Annotated in this window: 43 protein-coding genes; 6 read left to right on the forward strand and 37 right to left on the reverse strand. The window is 51.0% G+C overall.

Features of this window, described 5'->3' with window-relative positions:
• Window positions 1–331: 331 nt before the first annotated feature.
• Window positions 332–886, forward strand: coding sequence for a gamma carbonic anhydrase family protein (locus AB8804_RS21140; protein ID WP_371189907.1), 555 nt, complete (start codon window positions 332–334; stop codon window positions 884–886).
• Here the strand turns inward: AB8804_RS21140 and AB8804_RS21145 are convergent.
• The 6 genes from AB8804_RS21145 to dprA are packed head-to-tail and all read right to left on the reverse strand — an operon-like array spanning window position 862 to window position 4,646.
• The gene (locus tag AB8804_RS21145) at window positions 862–1,110 is read right to left on the reverse strand and encodes a DUF1488 domain-containing protein (RefSeq protein WP_371189908.1); all 249 of its coding nucleotides are present in this window, start codon (window positions 1,108–1,110) and stop codon (window positions 862–864) included. The genes AB8804_RS21140 and AB8804_RS21145 overlap by 25 nt on opposite strands.
• Window positions 1,107–1,925, reverse strand: a complete 819-nt coding sequence (gene aroE, locus AB8804_RS21150; RefSeq protein WP_371189909.1) for a shikimate dehydrogenase — start codon at window positions 1,923–1,925, stop codon at window positions 1,107–1,109. Before aroE ends, AB8804_RS21145 begins: the two co-directional genes overlap by 4 nt.
• Window positions 1,926–1,930: 5 nt before the next feature.
• Entirely contained in the window at window positions 1,931–2,503 is a 573-nt protein-coding gene (gene tsaC, locus AB8804_RS21155; protein ID WP_371189910.1) for an L-threonylcarbamoyladenylate synthase type 1 TsaC, read from the reverse strand.
• Window positions 2,496–3,050, reverse strand: a complete 555-nt coding sequence (locus AB8804_RS21160; protein ID WP_371189911.1) for a topoisomerase DNA-binding C4 zinc finger domain-containing protein — start codon at window positions 3,048–3,050, stop codon at window positions 2,496–2,498. Before AB8804_RS21160 ends, tsaC begins: the two co-directional genes overlap by 8 nt.
• 26 nt (window positions 3,051–3,076) lie before the next feature.
• On the reverse strand, window positions 3,077–3,550 hold the full coding sequence (gene smg, locus AB8804_RS21165; RefSeq protein ID WP_119938520.1) for a DUF494 family protein Smg: 474 nt from the start codon (window positions 3,548–3,550) through the stop codon (window positions 3,077–3,079).
• On the reverse strand, window positions 3,522–4,646 hold the full coding sequence (dprA, locus tag AB8804_RS21170) for a DNA-protecting protein DprA (protein ID WP_371189912.1): 1,125 nt from the start codon (window positions 4,644–4,646) through the stop codon (window positions 3,522–3,524). Before dprA ends, smg begins: the two co-directional genes overlap by 29 nt.
• 127 nt (window positions 4,647–4,773) lie before the next feature.
• On the opposite strand from dprA, the gene def reads away from it, so the two are divergent.
• From def to mscL, 5 genes are all read left to right on the forward strand, one after another.
• Window positions 4,774–5,283 (forward strand): peptide deformylase, encoded by a 510-nt coding sequence (gene def, locus AB8804_RS21175; protein WP_028018484.1) that lies wholly within the window; start codon window positions 4,774–4,776, stop codon window positions 5,281–5,283.
• 25 nt (window positions 5,284–5,308) lie between these two features.
• Complete coding sequence (fmt, locus tag AB8804_RS21180) at window positions 5,309–6,256, forward strand: methionyl-tRNA formyltransferase (RefSeq protein ID WP_371189913.1); 948 nt, start codon at window positions 5,309–5,311, stop codon at window positions 6,254–6,256.
• A gap of 51 nt (window positions 6,257–6,307) precedes the next feature.
• Window positions 6,308–7,600, forward strand: coding sequence for a 16S rRNA (cytosine(967)-C(5))-methyltransferase RsmB (rsmB, locus tag AB8804_RS21185; RefSeq protein ID WP_371189914.1), 1,293 nt, complete (start codon window positions 6,308–6,310; stop codon window positions 7,598–7,600).
• Between the two features lie 16 nt (window positions 7,601–7,616).
• Window positions 7,617–8,993: a Trk system potassium transporter TrkA gene (gene trkA, locus AB8804_RS21190; protein ID WP_008503482.1), complete on the forward strand. Its 1,377-nt coding sequence runs from the start codon at window positions 7,617–7,619 to the stop codon at window positions 8,991–8,993.
• A gap of 144 nt (window positions 8,994–9,137) precedes the next feature.
• Window positions 9,138–9,548, forward strand: a complete 411-nt coding sequence (gene mscL, locus AB8804_RS21195; protein ID WP_371189915.1) for a large-conductance mechanosensitive channel protein MscL — start codon at window positions 9,138–9,140, stop codon at window positions 9,546–9,548.
• On the opposite strand, the gene AB8804_RS21200 is transcribed toward mscL, so the two are convergent.
• The 31 genes from AB8804_RS21200 to rpsJ form a co-directional block, all read right to left on the reverse strand.
• Window positions 9,549–9,764: an alternative ribosome-rescue factor A gene (locus AB8804_RS21200; protein ID WP_371189917.1), complete on the reverse strand. Its 216-nt coding sequence runs from the start codon at window positions 9,762–9,764 to the stop codon at window positions 9,549–9,551.
• Window positions 9,765–9,821: 57 nt separating this feature from the next.
• Window positions 9,822–10,247 carry a Zn(2+)-responsive transcriptional regulator gene (gene zntR / locus AB8804_RS21205; protein WP_371189918.1) on the reverse strand — a complete coding sequence of 142 codons (426 nt, stop codon included), beginning with the start codon at window positions 10,245–10,247 and terminating at the stop codon, window positions 9,822–9,824.
• Window positions 10,248–10,249: 2 nt separating this feature from the next.
• Window positions 10,250–10,618: a DUF1992 domain-containing protein gene (locus tag AB8804_RS21210; RefSeq protein WP_371189919.1), complete on the reverse strand. Its 369-nt coding sequence runs from the start codon at window positions 10,616–10,618 to the stop codon at window positions 10,250–10,252.
• 106 nt (window positions 10,619–10,724) lie between these two features.
• Entirely contained in the window at window positions 10,725–11,111 is a 387-nt protein-coding gene (rplQ, locus tag AB8804_RS21215; RefSeq protein WP_001216372.1) for a 50S ribosomal protein L17, read from the reverse strand.
• A gap of 40 nt (window positions 11,112–11,151) precedes the next feature.
• On the reverse strand, window positions 11,152–12,141 hold the full coding sequence (rpoA, locus tag AB8804_RS21220; protein WP_002919219.1) for a DNA-directed RNA polymerase subunit alpha: 990 nt from the start codon (window positions 12,139–12,141) through the stop codon (window positions 11,152–11,154).
• Window positions 12,142–12,166: 25 nt separating this feature from the next.
• Window positions 12,167–12,787: a 30S ribosomal protein S4 gene (gene rpsD, locus AB8804_RS21225; protein ID WP_004868345.1), complete on the reverse strand. Its 621-nt coding sequence runs from the start codon at window positions 12,785–12,787 to the stop codon at window positions 12,167–12,169.
• A gap of 33 nt (window positions 12,788–12,820) precedes the next feature.
• Window positions 12,821–13,210 carry a 30S ribosomal protein S11 gene (rpsK, locus tag AB8804_RS21230; RefSeq protein ID WP_003863312.1) on the reverse strand — a complete coding sequence of 130 codons (390 nt, stop codon included), beginning with the start codon at window positions 13,208–13,210 and terminating at the stop codon, window positions 12,821–12,823.
• Between the two features lie 16 nt (window positions 13,211–13,226).
• Complete coding sequence (rpsM, locus tag AB8804_RS21235) at window positions 13,227–13,583, reverse strand: 30S ribosomal protein S13 (RefSeq protein ID WP_003863308.1); 357 nt, start codon at window positions 13,581–13,583, stop codon at window positions 13,227–13,229.
• Window positions 13,584–13,729: 146 nt separating this feature from the next.
• Window positions 13,730–13,846 (reverse strand): 50S ribosomal protein L36, encoded by a 117-nt coding sequence (gene rpmJ, locus AB8804_RS21240; protein WP_000868187.1) that lies wholly within the window; start codon window positions 13,844–13,846, stop codon window positions 13,730–13,732.
• 31 nt (window positions 13,847–13,877) lie between these two features.
• Entirely contained in the window at window positions 13,878–15,209 is a 1,332-nt protein-coding gene (gene secY / locus AB8804_RS21245) for a preprotein translocase subunit SecY (protein WP_014171896.1), read from the reverse strand.
• A 7-nt stretch (window positions 15,210–15,216) separates the two neighbouring features.
• Window positions 15,217–15,651, reverse strand: coding sequence for a 50S ribosomal protein L15 (gene rplO, locus AB8804_RS21250; RefSeq protein ID WP_003863304.1), 435 nt, complete (start codon window positions 15,649–15,651; stop codon window positions 15,217–15,219).
• 3 nt (window positions 15,652–15,654) lie between these two features.
• Window positions 15,655–15,834, reverse strand: a complete 180-nt coding sequence (gene rpmD / locus AB8804_RS21255; protein WP_003863301.1) for a 50S ribosomal protein L30 — start codon at window positions 15,832–15,834, stop codon at window positions 15,655–15,657.
• A gap of 6 nt (window positions 15,835–15,840) precedes the next feature.
• A complete protein-coding gene (gene rpsE, locus AB8804_RS21260) occupies window positions 15,841–16,341 on the reverse strand; it encodes a 30S ribosomal protein S5 (protein ID WP_003863299.1) in 501 nt (166 codons plus the stop codon).
• 14 nt (window positions 16,342–16,355) lie between these two features.
• A complete protein-coding gene (gene rplR / locus AB8804_RS21265; protein ID WP_003863297.1) occupies window positions 16,356–16,709 on the reverse strand; it encodes a 50S ribosomal protein L18 in 354 nt (117 codons plus the stop codon).
• A gap of 9 nt (window positions 16,710–16,718) precedes the next feature.
• Window positions 16,719–17,252, reverse strand: coding sequence for a 50S ribosomal protein L6 (rplF, locus tag AB8804_RS21270; protein WP_003863296.1), 534 nt, complete (start codon window positions 17,250–17,252; stop codon window positions 16,719–16,721).
• A 12-nt stretch (window positions 17,253–17,264) separates the two neighbouring features.
• A complete protein-coding gene (rpsH, locus tag AB8804_RS21275; protein ID WP_006178918.1) occupies window positions 17,265–17,657 on the reverse strand; it encodes a 30S ribosomal protein S8 in 393 nt (130 codons plus the stop codon).
• Window positions 17,658–17,687: 30 nt separating this feature from the next.
• Window positions 17,688–17,993, reverse strand: a complete 306-nt coding sequence (gene rpsN, locus AB8804_RS21280; RefSeq protein WP_003863291.1) for a 30S ribosomal protein S14 — start codon at window positions 17,991–17,993, stop codon at window positions 17,688–17,690.
• 14 nt (window positions 17,994–18,007) lie between these two features.
• Window positions 18,008–18,547 (reverse strand): 50S ribosomal protein L5, encoded by a 540-nt coding sequence (gene rplE, locus AB8804_RS21285; RefSeq protein WP_001096206.1) that lies wholly within the window; start codon window positions 18,545–18,547, stop codon window positions 18,008–18,010.
• Window positions 18,548–18,561: 14 nt separating this feature from the next.
• Window positions 18,562–18,876, reverse strand: coding sequence for a 50S ribosomal protein L24 (gene rplX / locus AB8804_RS21290; RefSeq protein ID WP_006178919.1), 315 nt, complete (start codon window positions 18,874–18,876; stop codon window positions 18,562–18,564).
• Between the two features lie 10 nt (window positions 18,877–18,886).
• A complete protein-coding gene (gene rplN / locus AB8804_RS21295) occupies window positions 18,887–19,258 on the reverse strand; it encodes a 50S ribosomal protein L14 (RefSeq protein WP_002919748.1) in 372 nt (123 codons plus the stop codon).
• 166 nt (window positions 19,259–19,424) lie between these two features.
• The gene (rpsQ, locus tag AB8804_RS21300; RefSeq protein WP_008503489.1) at window positions 19,425–19,679 is read right to left on the reverse strand and encodes a 30S ribosomal protein S17; all 255 of its coding nucleotides are present in this window, start codon (window positions 19,677–19,679) and stop codon (window positions 19,425–19,427) included.
• A complete protein-coding gene (gene rpmC, locus AB8804_RS21305) occupies window positions 19,679–19,870 on the reverse strand; it encodes a 50S ribosomal protein L29 (RefSeq protein ID WP_003863282.1) in 192 nt (63 codons plus the stop codon). The genes rpsQ and rpmC overlap by 1 nt, the downstream gene beginning before the upstream one ends.
• Window positions 19,870–20,280: a 50S ribosomal protein L16 gene (gene rplP, locus AB8804_RS21310; RefSeq protein WP_002919759.1), complete on the reverse strand. Its 411-nt coding sequence runs from the start codon at window positions 20,278–20,280 to the stop codon at window positions 19,870–19,872. The genes rpmC and rplP overlap by 1 nt, the downstream gene beginning before the upstream one ends.
• A gap of 12 nt (window positions 20,281–20,292) precedes the next feature.
• Complete coding sequence (gene rpsC / locus AB8804_RS21315; protein ID WP_000529945.1) at window positions 20,293–20,994, reverse strand: 30S ribosomal protein S3; 702 nt, start codon at window positions 20,992–20,994, stop codon at window positions 20,293–20,295.
• A 17-nt stretch (window positions 20,995–21,011) separates the two neighbouring features.
• Complete coding sequence (gene rplV / locus AB8804_RS21320) at window positions 21,012–21,344, reverse strand: 50S ribosomal protein L22 (RefSeq protein ID WP_002919773.1); 333 nt, start codon at window positions 21,342–21,344, stop codon at window positions 21,012–21,014.
• A gap of 14 nt (window positions 21,345–21,358) precedes the next feature.
• Entirely contained in the window at window positions 21,359–21,637 is a 279-nt protein-coding gene (rpsS, locus tag AB8804_RS21325) for a 30S ribosomal protein S19 (protein WP_001138117.1), read from the reverse strand.
• A 16-nt stretch (window positions 21,638–21,653) separates the two neighbouring features.
• The gene (gene rplB / locus AB8804_RS21330; RefSeq protein WP_000301859.1) at window positions 21,654–22,475 is read right to left on the reverse strand and encodes a 50S ribosomal protein L2; all 822 of its coding nucleotides are present in this window, start codon (window positions 22,473–22,475) and stop codon (window positions 21,654–21,656) included.
• A gap of 17 nt (window positions 22,476–22,492) precedes the next feature.
• Entirely contained in the window at window positions 22,493–22,795 is a 303-nt protein-coding gene (rplW, locus tag AB8804_RS21335) for a 50S ribosomal protein L23 (protein ID WP_000617546.1), read from the reverse strand.
• Window positions 22,792–23,397, reverse strand: a complete 606-nt coding sequence (gene rplD, locus AB8804_RS21340; RefSeq protein WP_003031119.1) for a 50S ribosomal protein L4 — start codon at window positions 23,395–23,397, stop codon at window positions 22,792–22,794. Before rplD ends, rplW begins: the two co-directional genes overlap by 4 nt.
• A gap of 10 nt (window positions 23,398–23,407) precedes the next feature.
• Entirely contained in the window at window positions 23,408–24,037 is a 630-nt protein-coding gene (gene rplC / locus AB8804_RS21345) for a 50S ribosomal protein L3 (RefSeq protein ID WP_006178923.1), read from the reverse strand.
• A gap of 32 nt (window positions 24,038–24,069) precedes the next feature.
• Complete coding sequence (rpsJ, locus tag AB8804_RS21350) at window positions 24,070–24,381, reverse strand: 30S ribosomal protein S10 (RefSeq protein ID WP_001181005.1); 312 nt, start codon at window positions 24,379–24,381, stop codon at window positions 24,070–24,072.
• Window positions 24,382–24,550: the final 169 nt, after the last annotated feature.

Raw genomic sequence — 24,550 nt, forward strand, 5'->3', positions numbered from 1 at the left:
GCAGTGCAACGCGGCTTTCGCTCACCGTTGCGAGGTGGCGTATAATACGCTTTCCTCTTTCAGAGTCAACCCGTTATTTCAGGATTTTTTCTCTTCAACCGACCGGGTTGTCTGTGAAGTGATTCACATCTGCCGTGTCGATGGAGGCGCATTATAGGGATCCCATTTTTGAGCACAAGTCTTTTTTAGATCTTTTTTGCTGACTGCTGAATTTCCGCGCTTTTCGCCGAAATCCCATCCGATTTGCTTAAATATTGAGGCGTTTTACCTTGCCTCGATCCAACAATACGATCAAAGTCTTCTCTTATAGCGCTCATTTATCGAGGTAGATATGTCTGCAGTATTACGTCCTTATAAAGATCTGTTCCCCCAAACAGGCGATCGCGTGATGATCGACGCCAGCAGCGTCGTTATCGGCGATGTCAGTATGGCCGATGACGTGAGTATCTGGCCACTGGTTGCAATCAGGGGAGACGTCAATCATGTCTCCATCGGCGCGCGGACCAACGTTCAGGACGGCAGCGTTCTGCATGTGACGCATAAATCCTCATACAATCCTCAGGGAAACCCACTCGTTATTGGAGATGATGTCACCGTTGGCCATAAAGTGATGCTCCACGGCTGCACGATAGGTAACCGGGTTCTTGTGGGGATGGGGTCAATTTTGCTGGATGGCGCAATAATAGAGGATGACGTAATGATCGGCGCGGGCAGTCTTGTCCCACAGAACAAACGACTCGAAAGCGGTTATCTCTATTTAGGTAGTCCGGTTAAACAGATCCGCCCCTTAAAAGAGGCAGAGCTCGAAGGGTTGAAATATTCCGCGAACAATTATGTACGATGGAAAGATGAGTATCTGGCTCAGGATAACCAGATCCAGCCCTGATCGTCTTCCTGCCCGTCGCGGATTAAATCGCTGGCTTCTTCTTCCAGATCCCAGCGATTATCGCAAAACACGTCTAACGGATTTACGCCGCCAAACCGACTCAGCAGCGTTTCTCCAGCAACCGCACACGTTAGCTGCATTCCATGTACCAGCACCGGGAAACAGACCGCTTGCCTGGCATCATCCCAGGCTTCTCTGTCAGGAAAGTGGATCGCCTGATTCACGCCGTTAATTCCTGCTTGAGTTTTTCGATCACCGGTTCAACTTCAGGCAGCACGCCGTGCCAGAGCAGCACCGCATGAGCCGCCTGGCCCACCAGCATACCCAGACCATCGGCCAAATGTTTTGCACCGTGTTGTTCACACCAGGTCAGGAAAGGCGTTTTACCCTTCTGATAAAACATGTCATAGAAATAGATATGACTGCTTACAAGCGAAGCAGGGATCGCAGGGACTTCTCCAGCAATGCCGCTTGAGGTGGCATTGATGACAAGATCAAATTCACGATCGACAAGATCGTCAAGCGCTATCGCGCTCACGCTACCGGTATGTGCAAACAACGCAGCAAAATCTTCAGCTTTGGAAAACGTTCTGTTGGTAATTGTCACCGCGCAATCGAGTGAAAGCAGCGGAAGCAGCACGCCTCTTGATGCCCCGCCTGCGCCAATCAGCAAAACCCGAAAGCCGGGTTTAATAAACGACAGTCGCTCAAGATCGCTCAGTAAACCAATTCCATCCGTGTTATCACCCAGAAGGCGCCCATCCTCAAGACGCTTTAGGGTATTTACCGCGCCGGCAAGAGACGCCCGCTCGGTAAGCTCATCTGCACGTTCGAAAGCGGCCTCCTTAAAAGGCACCGTCACATTCGCACCTTTACCCCCAGCATCAAAAAAAGCATTGAGTGTCGGTACAAACGCATCAACGGGTGCGAGAACGCGACCATAGGGATGACCTATCTGGAGCTGGGCAGCAAACTGCTGATGGATAAACGGCGACTTGCTATGCGCGATTGGATTACCAAAAACAGCGTAGGTTTCCATAAATATTACCCCTGGCGAAAACGTTCGCCGGTCAAAGCGTCGCGGATTTCCGACGGATTCTGGCGGCCACCGGTTTCACCAGCCGCTACCGGGAAATCTTCGCCAAACTGCGCCAGCACGTCTTCCGTTGTCCGGCAAGGCGGTAACCCGGTTAAATTCGCGCTGGTCGAGACCAGCGGTTTGCCAAACGCCAGACACAGCTCCACCACCAGCGGATGATCCGTTACGCGAACCGCAAGCGAGTCAAAGCGACCGGTCAACCAGCGTGGCGTCGAAGGCTTCGCCGGAAAAACAAAGGTGACGGGTCCTGGCCACGCAGAGAAAATAGTCTCCCGCTGCGCCGGTGTAAGCATGGAATCATCGATATAAGGCTTAAGCTGCTCATAATTAGCCGCAATCAGTATAAGCCCTTTCTCGACGGGTCTTTTTTTGAGAGCGAGCAGGCGGCTTACGGCCAGCTCGCTGTCAGGATCGCAACCGACGCCAAAGACGGCCTCTGTTGGATAGGCGATGACTTCTTCTTTTTTCAGGACGGCCACGGCATGTGCGACAGAGCCTGCTTGCAGGGTTTTATTCACTGTTTTGATCCGCCGAAATCGGCTTTCCACATTGTTTATTGGCGCAGAAGCGTTTCATACCTTGCGCGGTTTTCTTTTCTATAAGTAGCGGGTAATTGCAATGAGGGCAGACGCCCGTTACGGGTTTGAAATTGATAACGAACTGACATTCAGGATAACGGTCGCAGGAATGGAAAGTCTTACCAAAACGAGAGCGGCGTTGAACCAGTTGACCACTCTGACATTGAGGACAGGCAATCGCCGTTTCATCAGGCTTATCGATTTGTTCCGTATGTTCACACTCGGGATAGTGGCTGCAGCCAATAAACATCCCGTAACGCCCCTGTCGCAGGGCAAGCTCACCACCGCATAGTGGGCAAGGCTGTCCCTCCAGAATCTTAACGATATGTCCGTCCGCCTGGCTTTTCAGAGGACGGACATAGTCACATTCCGGATACTGTGAACACCCGAGAAACGGACCGTGTTTCCCGGACCGAATAACAAGTTCAGCCCCACACTGTGGGCAGGGCTCATTTTTATGCACCGTGAATAGTGCTGATTTGGCCATAACAACTCTTGGTGCTGCACATTGAATTAATGCAGCATACCTTCATTCACTTCAAAGAGTAATTCTTCCATTTGCTGATAGGCATTTTCGCAGCCAGGAATATTGAACAGAACCATAAGGATGACCCACTTGAGGTCTTCCAGTTCAAATTCTGCCGTATCCAGCGCCATGACGCGCTCTATCACCATCTCTCTCGTTTCGAGGTTTAGCACCTGAATCTGCTCGAGGAATAAAACAAATCCCCGGCAGCTCGCATCCAGCCTTTCACACTCTTCGGCGGTGTAAATGCGTACTGACAGCGGATCGGAAGCTAACTGCATCGGTTCGGCAAGGCCTTCCTGATAATCAGCCAACTTCTCCAGCCACATCAACGCATTATAAATATCTTCCCGCTCGAATCCCGCATCGGTAAGATCCCGTGTCAATTTGTCCTGATCCACTCGCATTTCTGCTTCGTTATGGATGTAAGTCTCAAACAAATACATCAGTACGTCGAACATGGCTTGCCCTCCTTAATCGGACATAGCCGCCGGGTACAGCTGCGATCCACCCTGCTAACTCCAGTTCGAGTAGCTGTGCTACCGTTACTGGCACAGGTTGGCCGGCACGTTCAGCGACAACGTCAACAGGTGTTACCTCATCTCCTACGTTAGCCAGGAGCTTGGGAAATGGCAATGCTGCCCTACCCTGTTCTGATGAATAATGTCGCTTTTCAGGTTGTTCCTGCAGCCACTGCAAGACTTGCTGCAAATTTTCCAGAATATCACCGGCGCAGGTCACTGGCGTTGCGCCTTGTTTTATTAGCCAGTGAGGACCTTCACAGCCAGGATTTCCTATCGGGCCGGGAAGCGCGAAGATCTCACGTCCCTGCTCCAGGGCACAACGAGCCGTGACGAGGGAGCCGCTGCGTATTGCCGCCTCTACAACCAATACGCCCTGGCTTAGCCCGCTGATGATACGGTTGCGACGCGGAAAATTGCCCGGCCAGGGCTGCGCTGACAGTGAAAACTCAGACACTAACGCTCCGCCTGACTCGACGAGTTGCTCTGCCAGATTATGATGGCGACGCGGATAAACGCTAAAAAGTCCATTGCCTAACACCGCCACGCTGCGCCCATTCGCCGAAAGCGCCGCGTGGTGGGCTACACCGTCAATACCGCAGGCAAGCCCGCTGGTAATGGTAAACCCACACTGCGAGAGCGCTTCACACAGGATTTTTCCCCAGCGCTGGCCATACCATGAGGGAGCGCGACTGCCCACGACCGCCAGTTGAAGGCTGTTGAGCACATCGATGTTCCCTTTCACGAACAGCGCTCCGGGGTAATCGGGAATTGCACGCAGCAGGGGTGGATAAAGCGGATCGCTGGCAGTCAGCAGATGGTGCCCCGGCTGTTCGAGCCATTTCAGACTGCGCTCAAGCATGCTCTCGTCTGGCGCGAAGAATTTCCTCGCTTGTGCGGCTGACAGTCCCGCCTCTCTTACGGTGGCAACGTCAATTATGCCTTTGCTAAGCAGCATTTGTACCGCCGTTAGCATCTCATCACCGCATAGCGAACCTATGTTAATAAGCCGCAGCCATATCTCTGTTGACGTCATCCTTTTCCCTGCCATAAGCAGCCTCAGCAATCTTTGCGATTGGTCACTGATGCTGTCAATCGAGGGGGGATTTGTCTAGAATAGAGATAATATTCTTATCAACTCCTGAACACGACTCTGGAAATTTATGGCAGTTTTGCAAGTGTTACATATTCCGGACGAGCGCCTTCGCATCGTCGCTGAACCGGTTAAAGAAGTGAATGCAGAAATTCAGCGTATCGTAGATGATATGTTCGATACCATGTACGCCGAAGAAGGTATTGGCCTCGCGGCAACTCAGGTCGACATTCACAAGCGCATCATCGTGATCGACGTTTCTGAGAATCGCGATGGCCGACTGGTGCTGATCAACCCTGAGCTGCTTGAGAAAAGCGGTGAAACGGGTATTGAGGAAGGTTGCCTGTCCATTCCGGAACAGCGCGCGTTAGTCCCGCGAGCTGAAAAAGTGAAAATTCGTGCTCTGGATCGTGACGGTAATCCGTTCGAACTTGAAGCAGACGATCTGCTGGCAATTTGCATTCAGCACGAGATGGATCACCTGGTCGGTAAACTGTTTATCGATTACCTGTCTCCTTTGAAACAGCAGCGTATTCGTCAGAAAGTAGAAAAACTGGATCGTATGCGTTCCCGCGCATAACGCCCCCCTGGATACAAGGAATAACGTGTCTAAAACACTACGCATAATCTTCGCAGGAACTCCTGATTTTGCAGCGCGTCATCTTGATGCGCTGCTCTCTTCTGGACATCAGGTCGTAGGCGTATTCACCCAACCGGATCGCCCGGCGGGCCGCGGTAAGAAGCTGATGCCAAGCCCGGTAAAAGTGTTGGCGGAAGAACACGGATTACCCGTTTTTCAGCCAGCCTCGTTGCGCCCTCAGGAAAATCAGCAGCTGGTTGCCGAGCTTAATGCTGACGTCATGGTGGTGGTGGCTTACGGCTTAATTCTGCCAAAAGCGGTGCTTGAAATGCCGCGCCTGGGCTGCGTTAACGTACATGGTTCCCTGCTCCCGCGCTGGCGCGGTGCGGCGCCCATTCAGCGTTCCCTGTGGGCTGGCGATGATGAAACCGGCGTCACGATTATGAAGATGGATGTAGGCTTAGATACGGGTGACATGCTTTATAAATTGGCCTGTCCAATTACGGCTGAAGATACCAGTGCCACTCTGTACGACAAGCTGGCAGCCCTCGGGCCAAAGGGTCTGATAGATACATTGCAACAACTCGCTGATAACACGGCCACGCCTGAAGTTCAGGACGAATCGCTGGTGACCTATGCCGAAAAGCTGAGCAAAGAAGAGGCTCAAATTGACTGGTCGCTTCCTGCGGCTCAGCTTGAGCGCTGCATTCGCGCATTTAATCCGTGGCCAATGAGCTGGATGATGATAGATGACCAGCCGGTCAAAATCTGGAAAGCCTCGGTCATCGACAAAACAGTCACGGCCGCACCGGGCACTATCATCGATGCAAACAAGCAAGGCATTCAGGTTGCCACCGTGGACGGTATTTTGAACCTTGAGTCACTTCAGCCTTCGGGTAAGAAAGCGATGAGCGCTCAGGATTTACTCAATTCCCGTCGCGAATGGTTCATTCCTGGTAATCTTCTTGCCTGAGTAAATGACTTCCTAACGCCCGGTGTTCCGGGCATTTTTATTTTTACGGTTATGAAAAAACAAAATCTACGCAGTCTGGCGGCGCAGGCCGTTGAAAAAGTGGTTGAGCAAGGCCAGTCGTTGAGCAATGTCCTGCCTCCGCTGCAGCAAAAAGTGTCCGAGAAAGATAAAGCGCTGCTGCAGGAGCTGTGCTTCGGCGTGCTGCGCACCCTTTCCCAGCTTGAGTGGCTAATTGCTAAGCTTATGTCACGCCCCATGACGGGCAAACAGCGCACCGTGCATTACCTGATCATGGTCGGTTTTTATCAACTTCTCCACACGCGCATACCTGCGCATGCTGCATTGGCAGAAACCGTTGAAGGTGCCGTTGTTATTAAACGCCCTCAGCTCAAAGGTCTGATCAACGGCGTTCTGCGCCAGTTCCAGCGTCAGCAGGAAGAACTTCTGGAAGAATTCTCTCAAAGCGAAAAACGCTTCCTGCACCCGGACTGGCTGCTTAACCGTTTGAAAAAAGCTTATCCTCAGCAGTGGCAGGAGATTGCGGATGCCAACAATCAGCGCCCGCCGATGTGGCTACGCGTCAACCGCAACCATCATTCTCGTGAGGAATGGCTGGCTCTGCTGGAAGAAGCAGGAATGAATGGGTTCACGCATGCCGACTATCCTGATGCAGTGCGTTTAGCGTCTCCTGCTCCCGTACACGCTTTGCCTGGCTTCGATGAAGGCTGGGTAACCGTACAGGACGCCTCGGCTCAAGGGTGCATGACCTGGCTTGAGCCCAAAAACGGTGAGCACATCCTCGACCTTTGTGCTGCCCCTGGCGGTAAAACAACGCATATTCTTGAAGTCGCTCCGCAGGCTGACGTCATGGCGGTAGATGTTGACGAGCAGCGCCTGTCGCGCGTTTACGACAACCTCAAACGTCTGGGAATGAAAGCGCAGGTCAAGCAAGGCGATGGCCGTACGCCTGCAGAATGGTGCGGTGAGGCTAAGTTCGATCGGATCTTACTGGATGCCCCTTGTTCCGCAACCGGCGTGATTCGCCGTCATCCTGACATAAAGTGGCTCCGCCGCGATCGCGACATTAAAGAACTTGCCCAGCTGCAATCTGAGATCCTGGACGCCATATGGCCCCATTTGAAATCGGGCGGTACGCTGGTCTATGCAACCTGCTCGGTCCTGCCCGAAGAGAACAGCCAGCAAATTGCGGCTTTCCTCAAACGCACTCCTGATGCTTCACTGCAGGGCACGGGTACGCCAGAACGTCCCGGCAAGCAAAACCTGCCTGGCGCTGAAGAGGGTGATGGTTTCTTTTACGCTAAGCTAATCAAAGAGCGATGTTGAGAACAGGTCACGAGATATGAAAATTATCATTCTGGGCGCAGGGCAGGTTGGCGGTACGCTGGCAGAAAACCTTGTTGGTGAAAACAACGACATCACGATTGTTGACACCAATGGCGATCGTCTACGCGTATTGCAGGACAAATTTGACCTTCGCGTGGTGCAAGGACACGGCTCACATCCGCGCGTGCTGCGTGAAGCCGGTGCCGACGATGCCGATATGCTGGTCGCGGTAACCAGTTCAGATGAGACCAACATGGTGGCGTGTCAGGTGGCCTACTCGCTTTTTAATACGCCAAACAGGATTGCGCGCATTCGCTCACCGGATTATGTCCGGGACGCTGAAAAACTGTTTAATTCCGAAGCGGTTCCTATCGACCACCTTATCGCCCCTGAGCAGCTGGTTATCGACAACATTTACCGCCTGATCGAATACCCGGGCGCTTTGCAGGTCGTTAACTTTGCTGAAGGTAAAGTAAGCCTGGCCGTCGTGAAAGCCTATTACGGCGGCCCATTGATCGGCAACGCACTGTCTACGATGCGCGAGCACATGCCGCATATCGATACGCGCGTCGCCGCCATTTTCCGTCACGACCGCCCGATTCGCCCGCAAGGCTCGACGATTGTAGAGGCCGGGGACGAAGTCTTCTTTATCGCAGCGTCTCAACACATTCGCGCGGTAATGAGCGAACTTCAGCGCCTCGAAAAGCCGTATAAGCGCATCATGCTGGTCGGCGGGGGGAACATCGGGGCGGGGCTAGCACATCGTCTTGAGAAAGACTACAGCGTGAAGCTGATCGAACGCGATCAACAGCGCGCTGCCGAGCTCGCTGAAAAACTGCAGAATACGATCGTCTTTTACGGTGACGCATCGGATCAAGAGCTGCTTGCTGAAGAGCATATCGATCAAGTTGATCTCTTCATTGCCGTCACCAACGATGATGAAGCGAATATTATGTCCGCCATGCTCGCCAAACGTATGGGGGCAAAAAAGGTCATGGTGCTTATCCAGCGCAAGGCTTATGTTGACTTGGTTCAGGGCAGCGTAATTGATATTGCCATTTCACCGCAGCAGGCAACGATTTCGGCCCTGCTTAGCCACGTCCGTAAAGCGGATATCGTTGGCGTTTCATCACTTCGCCGCGGCGTTGCAGAAGCCATTGAAGCGGTGGCACACGGTGATGAAACCACCTCACGCGTCGTGGGGCGTTCTATTGATGAGATTAAACTGCCGCCGGGCACTATTATCGGGGCGGTTGTCCGCGGAAATGATGTCATGATTGCCAATGATAATTTACGAATTGAGCAAGGCGACCACGTCATCATGTTCCTTACTGACAAAAAATTTATCACCGACGTAGAACGTTTATTCCAGCCTAGTCCGTTCTTCCTGTAGGAAGCAGGTGCTCATTCCAGAGCACCTGAATATTAACCCTCTCATAATCATGCCTATTATTTCCATAACGATTATTTATCCTCGATGGAAATTAGCTAATCATTTGTTAAACTTATAATCGTCAGCTGGCACAAGGAGAACAAAATGAGCATTATTAAAGAATTTCGCGAATTTGCGATGCGCGGGAATGTGGTGGATTTGGCGGTGGGTGTCATTATTGGTGCAGCGTTCGGTAAGATCGTTTCATCTTTGGTCGCAGACATTATTATGCCACCGCTGGGTCTGTTAATTGGGGGCATTGATTTTAAACAGTTTGCCGTCACGCTTCGGGAAGCCCAGGGGGATATTCCGGCTGTCGTGATGCACTACGGTGTTTTCATTCAAAACGTATTTGATTTTGTCATCGTAGCGTTCGCTATTTTTATGGCTATCAAGCTTATCAACAAGCTTAACCGTAAAAAGGAAGAACCCGCGGCGGCACCTGCACCAACGAAAGAAGAAGTATTGCTGAGTGAAATCCGCGACCTGTTAAAAGAGCAAAACAGCCGCCCTTAATCAGACGCTAAAAACAGGAAGGGCAGTGGTAAATAAGCGATTCGCTTGCTTGCCACTGCCCTCCCAGTTACTCCGTTTTGCATGCTTGTCTTTTCGTAAAAAACTTCCTTTCCCCTTTTTATTCTTCTCGACACGTTGCCTGAAAAGCGGGTCATGTAGAAGAGCCTCAATTGCGTTATCTTTGATTTGCCCCTTCGTATGCTGATAGCGGCTCATAATTTCTCCTGAGTATGATTGATATCGACGGCAGTCTAGACCTGAGCAGGCTAAAAATCAACGGCCCTGAGATTCGCCGCTTGCGCCCTGTTCAAGGGCTTCAAGAATAGAACAATAAATACTGCTATGGGCAGTGCCGCAGCATGCATCATTTAATCTTCGCAGTGACCGCTGCATAGTCTGCAGTTCCTGAATGCGCTCTTCAACTTCATCAAGCCTGGCCTGGACAATGCTTTTAGACTCCTGACAGGTATGGTGTTGAGGATCGATACGGATCGACAATAGTTCCCGGATCGATTCAAGCGTGAAGCCCAGCTGTCGCGCATATCGGATAAACCGCAGGCGCTGTAGATCGTTATCGGTATAAAGCCGGAACCCGCCTTCAGTTCGGAGCTCATGATCGATCATCTGCTGTTTTTCGTAATAACGGATGGTATCCGGCGTAACGTTAGCGAGCTTTGCAAGTTCACCGATACGATACATAACTATTCCTCGTTTATTCTCTGCATTGATTTTTCACTATATTCGCCGTGTAAAAAATCAGTGCTCATTCCTGCTTGTCGAAGATTGAGCTCAATAAGCTTCAGCTGGCGACTGATTTCAACATACCGGGGATCGTCTTTTTGAATCCCTTTAATTAAATCGGCCAACCCAACAGCCTCTCTGCGCAGTTCAAGCTCTGGCGGTAAACAACCCGCATTTTTGAGCAGGCGATAACCTGCGCGCAAATCAGCTGGTATGTGCGAATCGTCATCCAGCACTAACGGCTCACCGCGACCACGTAGGTTATCTAATTCTCCTCTATTTTGGGCATCGACGATATGACGCTCCGCCCACTGGTCTAGCAGCCACATGGTGCGCTCCAGGAATGTGCAGAAAAGATACAAACATTGTAGAGGTGTGAGGATACTACGGGTATAAAAAAACCCGCCGAAGCGGGTTTTTTTACGTTACTGCAGATTACTCTGCAGCAGCTTCTGCTTTAGATTCTGAACGATCAACCAGCTCGATGTAAGCCATCGGAGCGTTGTCGCCTGCACGGAAGCCACACTTAAGAATACGAGTGTAACCACCGGCACGGCTCGCAAAACGCGGGCCCAGTTCGTTAAACAGTTTTGCCACGATCTCGTTATCACGAGTACGGGCGAATGCCAGACGACGATTAGCAACGCTGTCAGTCTTGGCAAGAGTAATCAGCGGCTCAACTACGCGACGCAGCTCTTTCGCTTTAGGCAGGGTCGTCTTGATGATTTCATGACGAACCAGTGAACCTGCCATGTTGCGGAACATAGCCTGGCGATGGCTGCTGTTGCGGTTCAGTTGACGACCACTCTTACGATGGCGCATGACCTTATCCTTCTCAGTAAAACCTTAACCTGTGATCCGGTTACTCGTCAGCAATGCTTGCCGGTGGCCAGTTTTCCAAGCGCATGCCCAGAGATAGACCACGTGAAGCCAGCACGTCTTTAATCTCGGTAAGAGATTTTTTACCCAGGTTTGGCGTTTTCAGCAACTCAACCTCGGTACGCTGTACCAGATCACCGATATAGTGGATAGCTTCTGCCTTGAGGCAGTTAGCAGAGCGGACAGTCAACTCGAGATCGTCAACAGGGCGCAGCAGGATCGGATCGAATTCTGGTTTCTCTTCTTTCACTTCCGGCTGACGTACATCACGTAAGTCAACGAAAGCTTCCAGTTGTTCTGCCAGGATGGTTGCCGCACGACGAATCGCCTCTTCAGGATCGATTGTGCCGTTGGTTTCCATTTCGATGACCAGCTTGTCCAGGTCGGTACGCTGTTCTACACGCGCTGCTTCAACATTGTAGGCAATACGCTCTACAGGGCTATAGCATGCGTCGACCAGCAGACGGCCGATTGGGCGCTCATCTTCTTCCGAATGAATTCGGGCAGAAGCCGGCACATAACCACGACCGCGCTGAACTTTGATACGCATGCTAATAGCTGCGTTTTCATCGGTCAGGTGGCAGATCACGTGCTGCGGCTTGACGATTTCAACATCACCGTCGTGGGTGATGTCGGCTGCAGTCACAGGGCCAATGCCAGATTTATTCAGAGTAAGAATAACTTCATCTTTACCCTGAACTCTCACCGCCAGCCCTTTCAGGTTGAGCAGGATTTCAAGGATATCTTCCTGAACGCCTTCTTTGGTGCTGTACTCATGAAGTACACCATCAATCTCAACCTCGGTCACCGCGCAACCCGGCATCGATGAGAGCAGAATACGGCGCAGTGCGTTACCCAGAGTATGGCCAAAGCCACGCTCTAAAGGCTCAAGGGTCACCTTGGCGTGCGTCGAACTCACTTGCTCGATATCTACCAGGCGCGGTTTTAGAAACTCTGTCACAGAACCCTGCATTGTGTCCTCTCTTTGGTACTAAGCTTTACTTGGAGTAAAGCTCGACGATCAGGTGTTCGTTAATGTCCGCAGACAGATCAGAACGTTCCGGCTGACGCTTGAACGTACCTTCCATCTTGCCAGCATCAACTTCCAGCCAGGTTGGCTTTTCACGCTGCTCAGCCAGCTCCAGAGCGGCTTTCACGCGAGATTGCTTTTTCGCTTTCTCACGAATGCTAACAACGTCATTCGCTTTAACCTGATAAGAAGCGATGTTAACAACACGACCGTTTACCATGATTGCTTTGTGGCTAACCAACTGGCGTGATTCAGCACGAGTAGCGCCGAAGCCCATACGGTATACAACGTTGTCCAGACGACCTTCCAGCAGGGCCAGCAGGTTTTCACCTGTGTTGCCTTTCAGACGTGCTGCTTCTTTATAGTAGTTACGGAACTGACGCTCCAGCACACCGTACATACGGCGAACTTTTTGCTTTTCACGCAACTGCACACCATAGTCAGACAGACGCGGTTTACGCGCACCGTGCTGGCCAGGAGCTTGTTCAATTTTACACTTGGTATCGATCGCGCGAACGCCAGACTTAAGGAATAAGTCGGTGCCCTCACGACGGCTCAGCTTGAGCTTAGGACCCAAATATCTTGCCATTTTCTATCTCCAACTAACCTAAAAAACGGAGCGTTATACGCGACGTTTTTTCGGCGGACGACAACCGTTATGAGGGATCGGAGTCACATCAGTAATATTAGTGATGCGGAAACCAGCGGCGTTCAGAGCGCGAACAGTAGATTCACGACCCGGACCCGGACCTTTAACCATAACTTCCAGATTCTTGATGCCGTATTCTTTTACGGCTTCAGCGCAACGCTCTGCTGCAACCTGAGCTGCGAACGGAGTGGATTTGCGAGAACCACGGAAACCGGAACCACCGGCTGTTGCCCAACCCAATGCGTTACCCTGACGATCAGTAATAGTAACGATGGTGTTGTTGAAAGAAGCATGGATATGAGCCACGCCGTCAGAGACTTGTTTTCTTACACGTTTACGTGCACGAACTGGTGCCTTTGCCATTATTCAATCACCCCGATTATTTCTTGATCGGTTTGCGCGGACCCTTACGGGTACGTGCGTTGGTCTTAGTACGCTGACCGCGCACTGGCAGACCACGACGATGACGCAAACCGCGATAGCAACCAAGATCCATCAGGCGCTTGATGCTCATGCTGATTTCACGGCGCAGATCACCTTCAACGACAAATTTGGCAACTTCGTCACGCAGCGTGTCGATTTGTTCTTCAGACAGCTCACTGATCTTAACATCTTCAGCGATACCCGCTGCAGCCAGAATGGCTTTAGAACGGGTCTTGCCGACGCCGTAGATCGAAGTTAATGCGATCACAGCATGTTTCTGATCAGGAATGTTAATGCCTGCTATACGGGCCACTATGCACTCCTACTATTTAATATGTACGCACCATGCTGAAAAGCCCGTTTTCAGGATACTCAAATGGAAACGTACAGACATACAAAAGATTGGCTGGCTAATCTAGCCAGCTCAACCCAACTTTGCAAGAAAAATATGCGAAATAATCAGCCTTGGCGCTGTTTATGCTTCGGCTCGGCACTGCAAATCACACGGATGACACCATCACGCTTAACGATTTTGCAGTTACGGCATAATTTCTTGACGGAAGCACGAACTTTCATTTTTACTCTCCGTAACTTCTCAGACGACCTATTAGCGGCCGTAGCCTTTCAGGTTCGCCTTCTTCAATGCAGACTCATACTGACTAGACATCATCAGAGTTTGCACTTGAGCCATAAAGTCCATAATCACGACAACAACGATAAGCAGCGAGGTTCCACCGAAGTAGAACGGCACCTTCATCGCATCACGCATGAACTCCGGGATCAGGCAGATAAAAGTAATATAAAGCGCACCGACCAAAGTCAGGCGAGTCATTACTTTATCGATATACTTCGCCGTTTGCTCTCCCGGACGAATTCCTGGTACAAATGCACCGGACTTCTTCAGGTTATCTGCTGTTTCACGCGGGTTGAAGACCAACGCCGTGTAGAAGAAACAGAAGAAGATGATCGCAGACGCATAGAGTAACACATAAAGTGGTTGCCCAGGCTGCAAATACAGCGAAATTGTTGTCAGCCAGTTCCAACCAGTCCCGCCCCCGAACCATGACGCGATGGTCGCTGGGAACAGAATAATACTGGAAGCGAAGATAGCCGGGATAACCCCCGCCATGTTCACTTTCAGCGGTAAATGTGTGCTCTGTGCAGCATAGACACGACGACCCTGTTGACGCTTGGCGTAGTTCACCACAATGCGGCGTTGACCACGTTCAACAAAGACAACAAAGAACGTCACTGCAAATACTAATACTGCAACCAACAGCAACAGGAGGAAGTGCAGGTCGCCTTGACGCGCTTGCTCGATAGTATGGGCGATGGCCGGCGGGAGACCCGCAACGATACCAGCGAAGATAATGATTGAGATACCGTTACCGATACCTCGCTCAGTAATCTGTTCGCCGAGCCACATCAGGAACATTGTTCCTGTGACCAGACTTACAACAGCGGTGAAATAGAACGCAAAGCCCGGGTTTAATACCAGACCTTGCATACCAGGCATATTCGGAAGACCGGTAGCAATACCGATCGACTGGAATATTGCCAGCACCAGAGTACCGTAACGGGTGTACTGACTAATCTTACGACGTCCAGACTCCCCTTCTTTCTTCAACTCTGCCAAGGCCGGATGAACGACCGTCAGCAGCTGGATAATAATCGATGCCGAAATATACGGCATAATACCCAGAGCAAAGATAGAAGCACGGCTGAGAGCACCACCAGAGAACATGTTAAACATTTCAATGATGGTGCCTCGCTGTTGCTCAAGCAGTTTGGCAAGTACAGCGGCATCGATACCAGGGATCGGAATAAAAGAGCCAACACGGAACACAATCAGCGCGCCGATAACAAACAGCAGTCTGCGTTTCAGCTCGCCAAATCCACCTTTGGCACTTTGAAAATCTAATCCCGGTTGCTTAGCCATCTGCTACTTATTCCTCAATTTTACCGCCAGCAGCTTCGATAGCAGCACGAGCACCTTTAGTAACACGCAGGCCACGAACAGTTACCGGAGTAGAAACTTCACCAGCCAGGATCACTTTCGCGAACTCGATCTGGATACCGATAATGTTTGCTGCTTTCAGCGTGTTCAGGTCTACAACGCCGCCTTCAACTTTCGCCAGGTCAGACAGACGGATTTCCGCTGTGATCGCTGCTTTGCGAGAGGTGAAGCCGAACTTCGGCAGACGACGGTACAGTGGCATCTGACCACCCTCGAAACCGCGACGTACGCCACCGCCAGAACGAGAGTTCTGACCTTTGTGACCACGACCACCGGTTTTACCGAGGCCAGAACCGATACCACGACCCAGGCGTTTACCCGCCTTTTTAGAGCCTTCGGCCGGAGACAGAGTATTTAAACGCATCTCTTACTCCTCAACTTTAACCATGAAGTAAACCGCGTTGACCATACCACGAACAGCAGGAGTATCCTCGCGCTCAACGGTATGACCAATACGACGCAGACCCAGGCCAAGCAGCGTTGCCTTGTGTTTCGGCAGACGACCGATTGCACTGCGGGTTTGAGTGATTTTAATAGTCTTTGCCATGGTCAATTACCCCAGAATTTCTTCAACGGATTTACCACGCTTGGCAGCGACCATTTCTGGAGAATTCATATTTTCCAGGCCATCAATAGTTGCACGAACCACGTTGATCGGGTTGGTGGAACCGTATGCTTTGGCCAGAACGTTATGAACCCCAGCAACTTCCAGAACGGCGCGCATTGCACCACCGGCGATGATACCGGTACCTTCTGAAGCTGGCTGCATGAATACACGAGAACCCGTGTGAACACCTTTAACTGGGTGCTGCAGGGTGCCGTTGTTCAGCGCGACGTTAATCATATTGCGACGGGCTTTTTCCATCGCTTTCTGGATCGCTGCTGGAACTTCACGCGCTTTACCGTAACCAAAACCAACGCGGCCATTACCATCACCAACAACAGTCAGAGCTGTGAAGGAGAAAATACGACCACCTTTAACGGTTTTAGATACGCGGTTAACCGCGATCAGCTTTTCCTGCAGTTCGCCAGCCTGTTTTTCGATGTGAGCCATCTTACACCTCTACCTTAGAACTGAAGGCCAGCTTCACGGGCAGCATCTGCCAGTGCCTGGACACGACCATGATATTGGAACCCGGAACGGTCAAAGGATACATTGCTGATGCCTTTTTCCAGAGCGCGTTCAGCAACAGCTTTACCTACAGCTGCAGCAGCGTCTTTGTTACCGGTGTACTTCAATTGTTCTGAGATAGCTTTTTCTACAGTAGAAGCAGCTACCAGAACTTCAGAACCGTTCGGTGCAATTACCTGTGCGTAAATATGACGCGGGGTACGATGTACCACCAGGCGAGTTGCACCAAGCTCTTTGAGCTTGCGGCGTGCGCGGGTCGCACGACGGATACGAGCAGATTTCTTATCCATAGTGTTACCTTACTTCTTCTTAGCCTCTTTGGTACGCACGACTTCGTCGGCGTAACGAACACCCTTGCCTTTGTAAGGCTCAGGACGACGGTAGGCGCGCAGATCTGCTGCAACCTGACCGATCAGCTGTTTATCAGCGCCTTTCAGCACGATTTCTGTCTGAGTCGGACATTCTGCAGTGATACCGGCCGGCAGCGGATGCTCAACAGGGTGTGAGAAGCCCAGAGACAGGCCTACTGCATTCCCTTTGATCGCTGCACGATAACCTACACCAACCAGCTGAAGCTTTTTAGTGAAGCCTTCGGTAACACCAACAACCATTGAGTTCAGCAGGGCACGCGCTGTACCAGCCTGAGCCCATCCATCCACGAAACCATCACGTGGACCGAAGGTCAGAGCATTGTCTGCATGTTTAACTTCAACAGCTTTGTTGAGGGTACGAGTCAGCTCGCCATTTTTACCTTTGATCGTAATAACCTGACCGTCGATTTTTACATCAACGCCGGCAGGAATAACGACCGGTGCTTTAGCAACACGAGACATTCTTTCCTCCGATTAGGCTACGTAGCAGATAATTTCGCCACCAAGACCAGCTTGGCGCGCTGCACGATCAGTCATAACACCTTTAGAGGTAGAAACAACTGCGATACCCAGACCAGCCATAACTTTAGGCAGCTCATCTTTTTTCTTATAGATGCGCAGGCCTGGGCGGCTGACACGCTGAATGCTTTCTACAACAGCTTTACCCTGGAAATACTTGAGAGTAAGTTCCAGTTCCGGCTTGGTGTCGCCTTCAACTTTAAAATCTTCGATAAAACCTTCTTCCTTCAGCACGTTGGCAATTGCCACTTTCAGCTTGGCGGAAGGCATGGTGACCGCAACTTTGTTCGCGGCCTGACCGTTACGGATACGGGTCAGCATATCCGCGATCGGATCTTGCATGCTCATCTGTCTTTACTCCCGTGATTCAATTGGTAATTACCAGCTAGCCTTTTTCAAGCCTGGTACTTCACCGCGCATGGCGGCTTCACGCAGTTTGATACGGCTCAACCCAAACTTGCCCACATAACCATGTGGACGACCTGTTTGACGACAGCGGTTACGCTGACGAGACGGGCTGGAATCACGCGGCAGAGACTGCAGCTTGAGAACCGCATTCCAACGATCTTCGTCGGAAGCGTTCACATCAGAAATGATCGCTTTCAGTTCAGCGCGTTTAGCGAAGAATTTATCAGCTAAAGCTACGCGCTTTACTTCGCGTGCTTTCATTGATTGCTTAGCCATTCAGTAACCCTACCTTACTTGCGGAACGGGAAGTCAAAGGCAGCCAGCAGAGCACGGCCTTCTTCGTCAGATTTCGCAGTAGTGGTAATGGTAATATCCAAACCACGCACGCGGTCGACTTTATCGTAGTCGATTTCTGGGAAGATGATCTGCTCACGGACACCCATGCTGTAGTTACCACGACCGTCGAAAGACTTAGCGGACAAGCCACGGAAGTCACGGATACGTGGAACAGCAATAGTGATCAGGCGCTCAAAGAACTCCCACATGCGTTCGCCACGCAGAGTTACTTTACAGCCGATCGGATAGCCCTGACGGATTTTGAAGCCTGCAACTGATTTGCGTGCTTTGGTGATCAACGGCTTTTGACCGGAGATTGCTGTCAGGTCAGCTGCTGCGTTATCCAGCAGTTTCTTGTCAGCGATCGCTTCACCAACACCCATGTTCAGGGTGATCTTCTCGACCCGAGGGACTTGCATGACAGAATTGTAGTTAAACTCAGTCATGAGTTTGTTAACTACTTCGTCTTTGTAGTAATCATGCAGTTTCGCCATCGTACTACTCCAAATTACTTGATAGTTTCACTTGTAGATTTGAAGAAACGGACTTTTTTGCCGTCTTCGAATCTAAAGCCTACACGGTCAGCCTTGCCGGTAGCCGCATTGAAGAGAGCAACGTTAGAAACCTGAATAGCAGCTTCTTTTTCAACGATGCCACCTGGTTGGTTCAGGGCCGGAACCGGCTTCTGATGTTTCTTAACCAGGTTGATACCTTCAACGACGAGTTTGCCGGAAGACAGAACATTTTTTACTTTACCGCGTTTACCTTTATCTTTACCGGTTAACACGATAACTTCGTCATCACGACGGATTTTCGCTGCCATGATTCGCTCCTTAGAGTACTTCTGGTGCCAGAGAGATAATTTTCATGAACTTTTCAGTACGAAGTTCACGAGTTACCGGCCCAAAGATACGCGTGCCGATAGGCTGCTCGCTGTTATTGTTTAAAATAACGCATGCATTACCATCGAAGCGAATGACAGAACCGTCAGGGCGACGAACACCCTTCTTGGTGCGCACCACTACCGCCTTCAGCACATCACCTTTTTTGACCTTACCACGTGGAATTGCTTCCTTGATGGTGATCTTGATGATGTCGCCTACGCCTGCGTAGCGACGGTGCGAGCCACCCAGAACCTTGATACACATTACGCGACGTGCACCGGAGTTGTCGGCGACGTTCAGCATAGTCTGTTCTTGGATCATTTTAGTGCTCCGCTAATGTCAACTACTACCTGAGACTCTAAAATCAGAGCCGTTAAAAAGCCCCATATCGAGGGCGCGGCATTATAACACCGCTTCTGCAATATGGGTAGAAAAAATAAACGGCTCATCGCTGAGCCGTTTATTCGTATTGAGAATGCGTACTCTATTACAGAACCGCTTTCTCTACAACGCGAACCAGCGTCCAGGACTTAGTCTTGGACAGTGGACGGCATTCACGGATTTCAACCTTGTCGCCGATACCACATTCGTTGTTCTCGTCATGTACGTGCAGTTTGGTCGTACGCTTGATGAATTTACCGTAGATCGGGTGTTTCACAATACGTTCGATAGCTACAACAATGGATTTCTCCATTTTGTCGCTAACAACACGACCTTGCAGAGTACGGATTTTATCGGTCATTACGCACCCGCCTTCTGAGTCAGTAAAGTCTTAACGCGTGCAACATTGCGACGCACTTGCTTCAGCAGGTGAGTCTGTTGCAGCTGGCCACTTGCAGCCTGCATACGCAGGTTGAACTGCTCACGCAGCAGGTTCAGCAGCTCAGCGTTCAGCTCTTCAACGCTTTTTTCACGCAGCTCTTTTGCTTTCATTACATCACCGTCTTAGTTACAAAGGTGGTTTTGATAGGCAGTTTCGCTGCTGCCAGGCCGAAGGCTTCACGGGCCAGCTCTTCCGGAACACCGTCCATTTCATACAGGACTTTACCCGGCTGAATCAAGGCAACCCAGTACTCCACGTTACCTTTACCTTTACCCATACGAACTTCCAGCGGCTTCTCGGTAATTGGTTTGTCCGGGAATACACGGATCCAAATTTTACCTTGACGCTTAACTGCACGGGTCATTGCACGACGTGCTGCTTCGATCTGACGTGCAGTCAGACGACCACGGCCAACAGCTTTCAGACCGAAAGTGCCGAAGCTAACATCCGTACCCTGCGCCAGACCACGGTTGCGGCCTTTGTGCACTTTACGGAATTTTGTACGCTTTGGTTGTAACATCAGCGACGCTCCTTATTTACGGCCTTTACGCTGCTGCTTTTTAGGTTGAGCAGCCGGTTTTTCCGGTTGTTCAACAGCAGCCATACCACCCAGGATCTCACCTTTGAAGATCCATACCTTAACGCCGATTACACCGTAAGTGGTGTGCGCTTCAGAGGTGTTGTAGTCAATGTCAGCACGCAGAGTGTGCAGCGGTACGCGACCTTCGCGGTACCATTCGGTACGTGCGATTTCCGCGCCGCCCAGACGGCCGCTAACTTCAACTTTGATACCTTTAGCGCCCAGACGCATTGCGTTCTGTACAGCACGCTTCATAGCACGACGGAACATAACGCGACGTTCCAGCTGTGAAGTGATGCTGTCAGCAACCAATTTAGCGTCCAGTTCAGGCTTACGAACTTCAGCGATATTGATCTGTGCAGGAACGCCAGCGATATCCGCTACGACCTTGCGCAGTTTTTCTACGTCTTCGCCTTTCTTACCGATAACGATGCCAGGACGAGCAGTGTGAATAGTCACACGGATGCTCTTAGCTGGACGCTCGATAACGATACGAGATACAGACGCTTTAGCCAGTTCCTTAGTCAGGTACTGACGTACTTTAAAATCGCTGTCCAGGTTGTCAGCGAATTCTTTGGTGTTCGCAAACCAGGTAGAGTTCCATGGTTTTACAATACCCAGGCGAATACCATTAGGATGTACTTTCTGACCCATTGCTAGTCTCCAGAGTCTCAGCGATCGGACACAACCACAGTAATGTGGCTGGTGCGCTTCAGAATGCGATCTGCACGACCTTTCGCACGCGGCATAATGCGCTTCATGCTTGGGCCTTCATCTACGAAAATTTTCGCGACTTTCAGATCGTCGATGTCAGCGCCATCGTTGTGTTCAGCGTTAGCAATGGCAGATTCCAGTACTTTCTTGACCAATACCGCAGCTTTCTTGTTGGTATAGGTCAGGATGTCCAGGGCCTGCGACACTTTCTTACCGCGAATCAGGTCAGCAACAAGGCGAACCTTCTGTGCAGAAGAACGAGCATGGCGATGTTGAGCTAAAGTTTCCATCTCTTCCTCCTACCTTATTTCTTCTTCGCTTTTTTATCAGCAGCGTGGCCGCGATAAGTACGAGTCGGTGCGAATTCACCCAGTTTGTGACCAACCATTTCGTCGGTAACAAAGACTGGAACGTGCTGACGACCATTATGGACAGCGATGGTCAAACCGATCATGTTAGGAAAGATCGTTGAACGACGGGACCAAGTGCGCAGGGGCTTCTTGTCTCCGCTTTCCACCGCTTTCTCTACCTTCTTCAGCAAGTGCAGGTCAATAAAAGGACCTTTCTTGAGAGAACGTGGCATGGCTTATCCTCTAAAATTATTTGCTACGGCGACGTACGATAAATTTATCAGTACGCTTGTTGCTGCGGGTCTTCTTACCTTTGGTCTGAACGCCCCACGGAGTTACCGGGTGCTTACCAAAGTTACGACCTTCACCACCACCATGTGGGTGATCGACTGGGTTCATCGCAGTACCGCGAACGGTAGGACGAACACCACGCCAGCGTGCAGCACCTGCTTTACCCAGAACGCGCAGCATATGCTCAGCATTGCCAACTTCGCCCAGGGTAGCGCGGCAGTCTGCTTCGACTTTACGCATTTCACCAGAACGCAGACGCAGGGTGACATAAGCACCGTCACGCGCAACGATCTGAACGTAAGTACCAGCGGAACGTGCCAGCTGACCGCCTTTACCTGGTTTCATTTCTACGTTATGAACGGTAGAACCAACCGGGATATTGCGCATCGGCAGGGTGTTACCTGCTTTGATTGCAGCATCAACGCCAGACTGAATCTGGTCGCCAGCTTTCAGGCCTTTAGGGGCCAGAATGTAACGGCGCTCGCCATCTTTGTACAGAACCAGCGCGATGTTCGCGGAACGGTTCGGATCGTACTCAAGACGCTCAACAACTGCTGGGATACCGTCTTTGTTGCGTTTGAAGTCAACAATACGATAAGCCTGCTTGTGGCCACCACCGATGTGACGAGTGGTGATACGGCCATTGTTGTTACGACCACCGGATTTGCTGTTTTTTTCCAGCAACGGAGCAAAAGGTTTGCCCTTGTGCAGCTCAGGGTTAACCACTTTAACTACGTGGCGACGACCCGGAGATGTCGGTTTACATTTAACAACTGCCATTGTATTACTCCTCCGACTTACTCAGCGCCGCCAACGAAGTCCAGATTCTGGCCTTCTTTCAGGGTGACGTAAGCTTTTTTCCAGTCGCTACGACGACCGATACGCTGTCCGTGACGTTTAACTTTCCCTTTAACTACCAGGGTGTTAACGACTTCGACTTCGACTTCAAACAGTTTCTGCACAGCAGCTTTGATCTCTGCTTTGGTCGCGTCTTTAGCAACTTTGAGAACGATGGTGTTTGTTTTTTCCATCGCAGTAGACGCTTTTTCAGAAACGTGCGGTGCGCGAAGCACCTTCAGCAGACGTTCTTCACGAATCATGCCAGCATCTCCTCAACTTGCTTAACAGCATCAGCAGTCATTACGACTTTGTCGAAGGCGATCAGGCTAACCGGGTCGATACCAGTCGCATCGCGTACGTCAACCTTGTGCAGGTTGCGCGCAGCCAGGAACAGGTTCTCGTCCAGCTCACCGGTGATGATCAGCACATCTTCCAGAGCCATGTCTTTCAGTTTCTGTGCCAGCAGCTTAGTTTTAGGCGCTTCAACAGAGAATGATTCGACAACGATCAGACGATCCTGACGTACCAGTTCGGACAGAATGCTTTTCAGCGCGCCGCGGTACATCTTTTTGTTAACTTTTTGACTGTGGTCCTGTGGACGCGCAGCGAAGGTTACGCCACCTGAACGCCAGATCGGGCTCTTGATAGAACCTGAACGCGCACGGCCGGTACCTTTCTGGCGCCATGGCTTTTTGCCAGAACCAGTTACTTCAGCACGAGTCTTCTGAGCACGAGTACCCTGACGAGCACCAGCTGCATAAGCAACAACAACCTGGTGAACCAGCGCTTCGTTGAAATCACGACCGAAGGTAGTTTCGGAAACAGTCAGCGCGCTCTGCGCGTCTTTCAATACTAATTCCATTGCTATCCCCTTACGCCTTCACAGCTGGTTTAACGATCAGGTCGCTACCGGTTGCACCCGGAACAGCACCTTTAACCAGCAGCAGGTTGCGCTCAGCGTCAACACGTACTACGTCCAGGCTCTGAACGGTTACACGTTCGTTACCCAGCTGACCTGCCATTTTCTTGCCTTTGAACACTTTGCCCGGAGTCTGGTTCTGACCGATAGAACCCGGAACGCGGTGGGACAAGGAGTTACCGTGAGTAGCGTCCTGGGTACGGAAGTTCCAGCGCTTAACGGTACCAGCAAAACCTTTACCTTTAGAGGTACCGGTTACGTCAACTTTTTTAACGTCAGCAAACAGCTCAACGCTAATGTCCTGACCTACGGTGAACTCTTCGCCTTCTGCAAGACGGAATTCCCACAGACCACGGCCAGCTTCTACGCCAGCTTTAGCGAAGTGACCCGCTTCTGGTTTGGTTACACGGTTAGCTTTTTTAGCACCAGTGGTCACCTGAACAGCGCGGTAGCCATCGTTAGCCAGATCTTTAACCTGAGTAACGCGGTTCGCTTCAACTTCGATTACGGTTACTGGGATTGAAACGCCATCTTCAGTGAAGATGCGGGTCATGCCCACTTTTTTACCGACTAAACCAATCATTGTATCAACCTCTCAATCGCTCGATGACCTGATTAACCCAGGCTGATCTGCACGTCTACACCGGCAGCCAGATCCAGACGCATCAGAGCATCAACGGTTTTCTCAGTTGGCTCAACGATGTCAACCAGACGCTTGTGAGTGCGGATTTCGTACTGATCGCGCGCGTCTTTGTTGACGTGCGGGGAGATCAGAACGGTGAAGCGCTCTTTGCGGGTCGGCAGCGGGATCGGACCACGGACTTGCGCACCAGTGCGCTTAGCAGTCTCGACGATTTCCGCGGTTGATTGATCGATCAGACGATGATCAAACGCTTTAAGGCGGATACGGATTCTTTGGTTCTGCATGAGACCAGAGCTCCAATTATTTTATAAACGAAAATGATTACTCCTCAAACCCATTACGATTGATGGGAGAGTGTAACCGTTCTTACGTAGCTCCCCAATTGGGAGCATTGTTGAGTAACAAAATGAGCTACTCCGGTTCAGATTGAACCCGCCGTCAATTACGACAAGC

The sequence above is a fragment of the Enterobacter sp. KBR-315C3_2022 genome (assembly GCF_041399425.1).
GTDB lineage: Bacteria > Pseudomonadota > Gammaproteobacteria > Enterobacterales > Enterobacteriaceae > Enterobacter.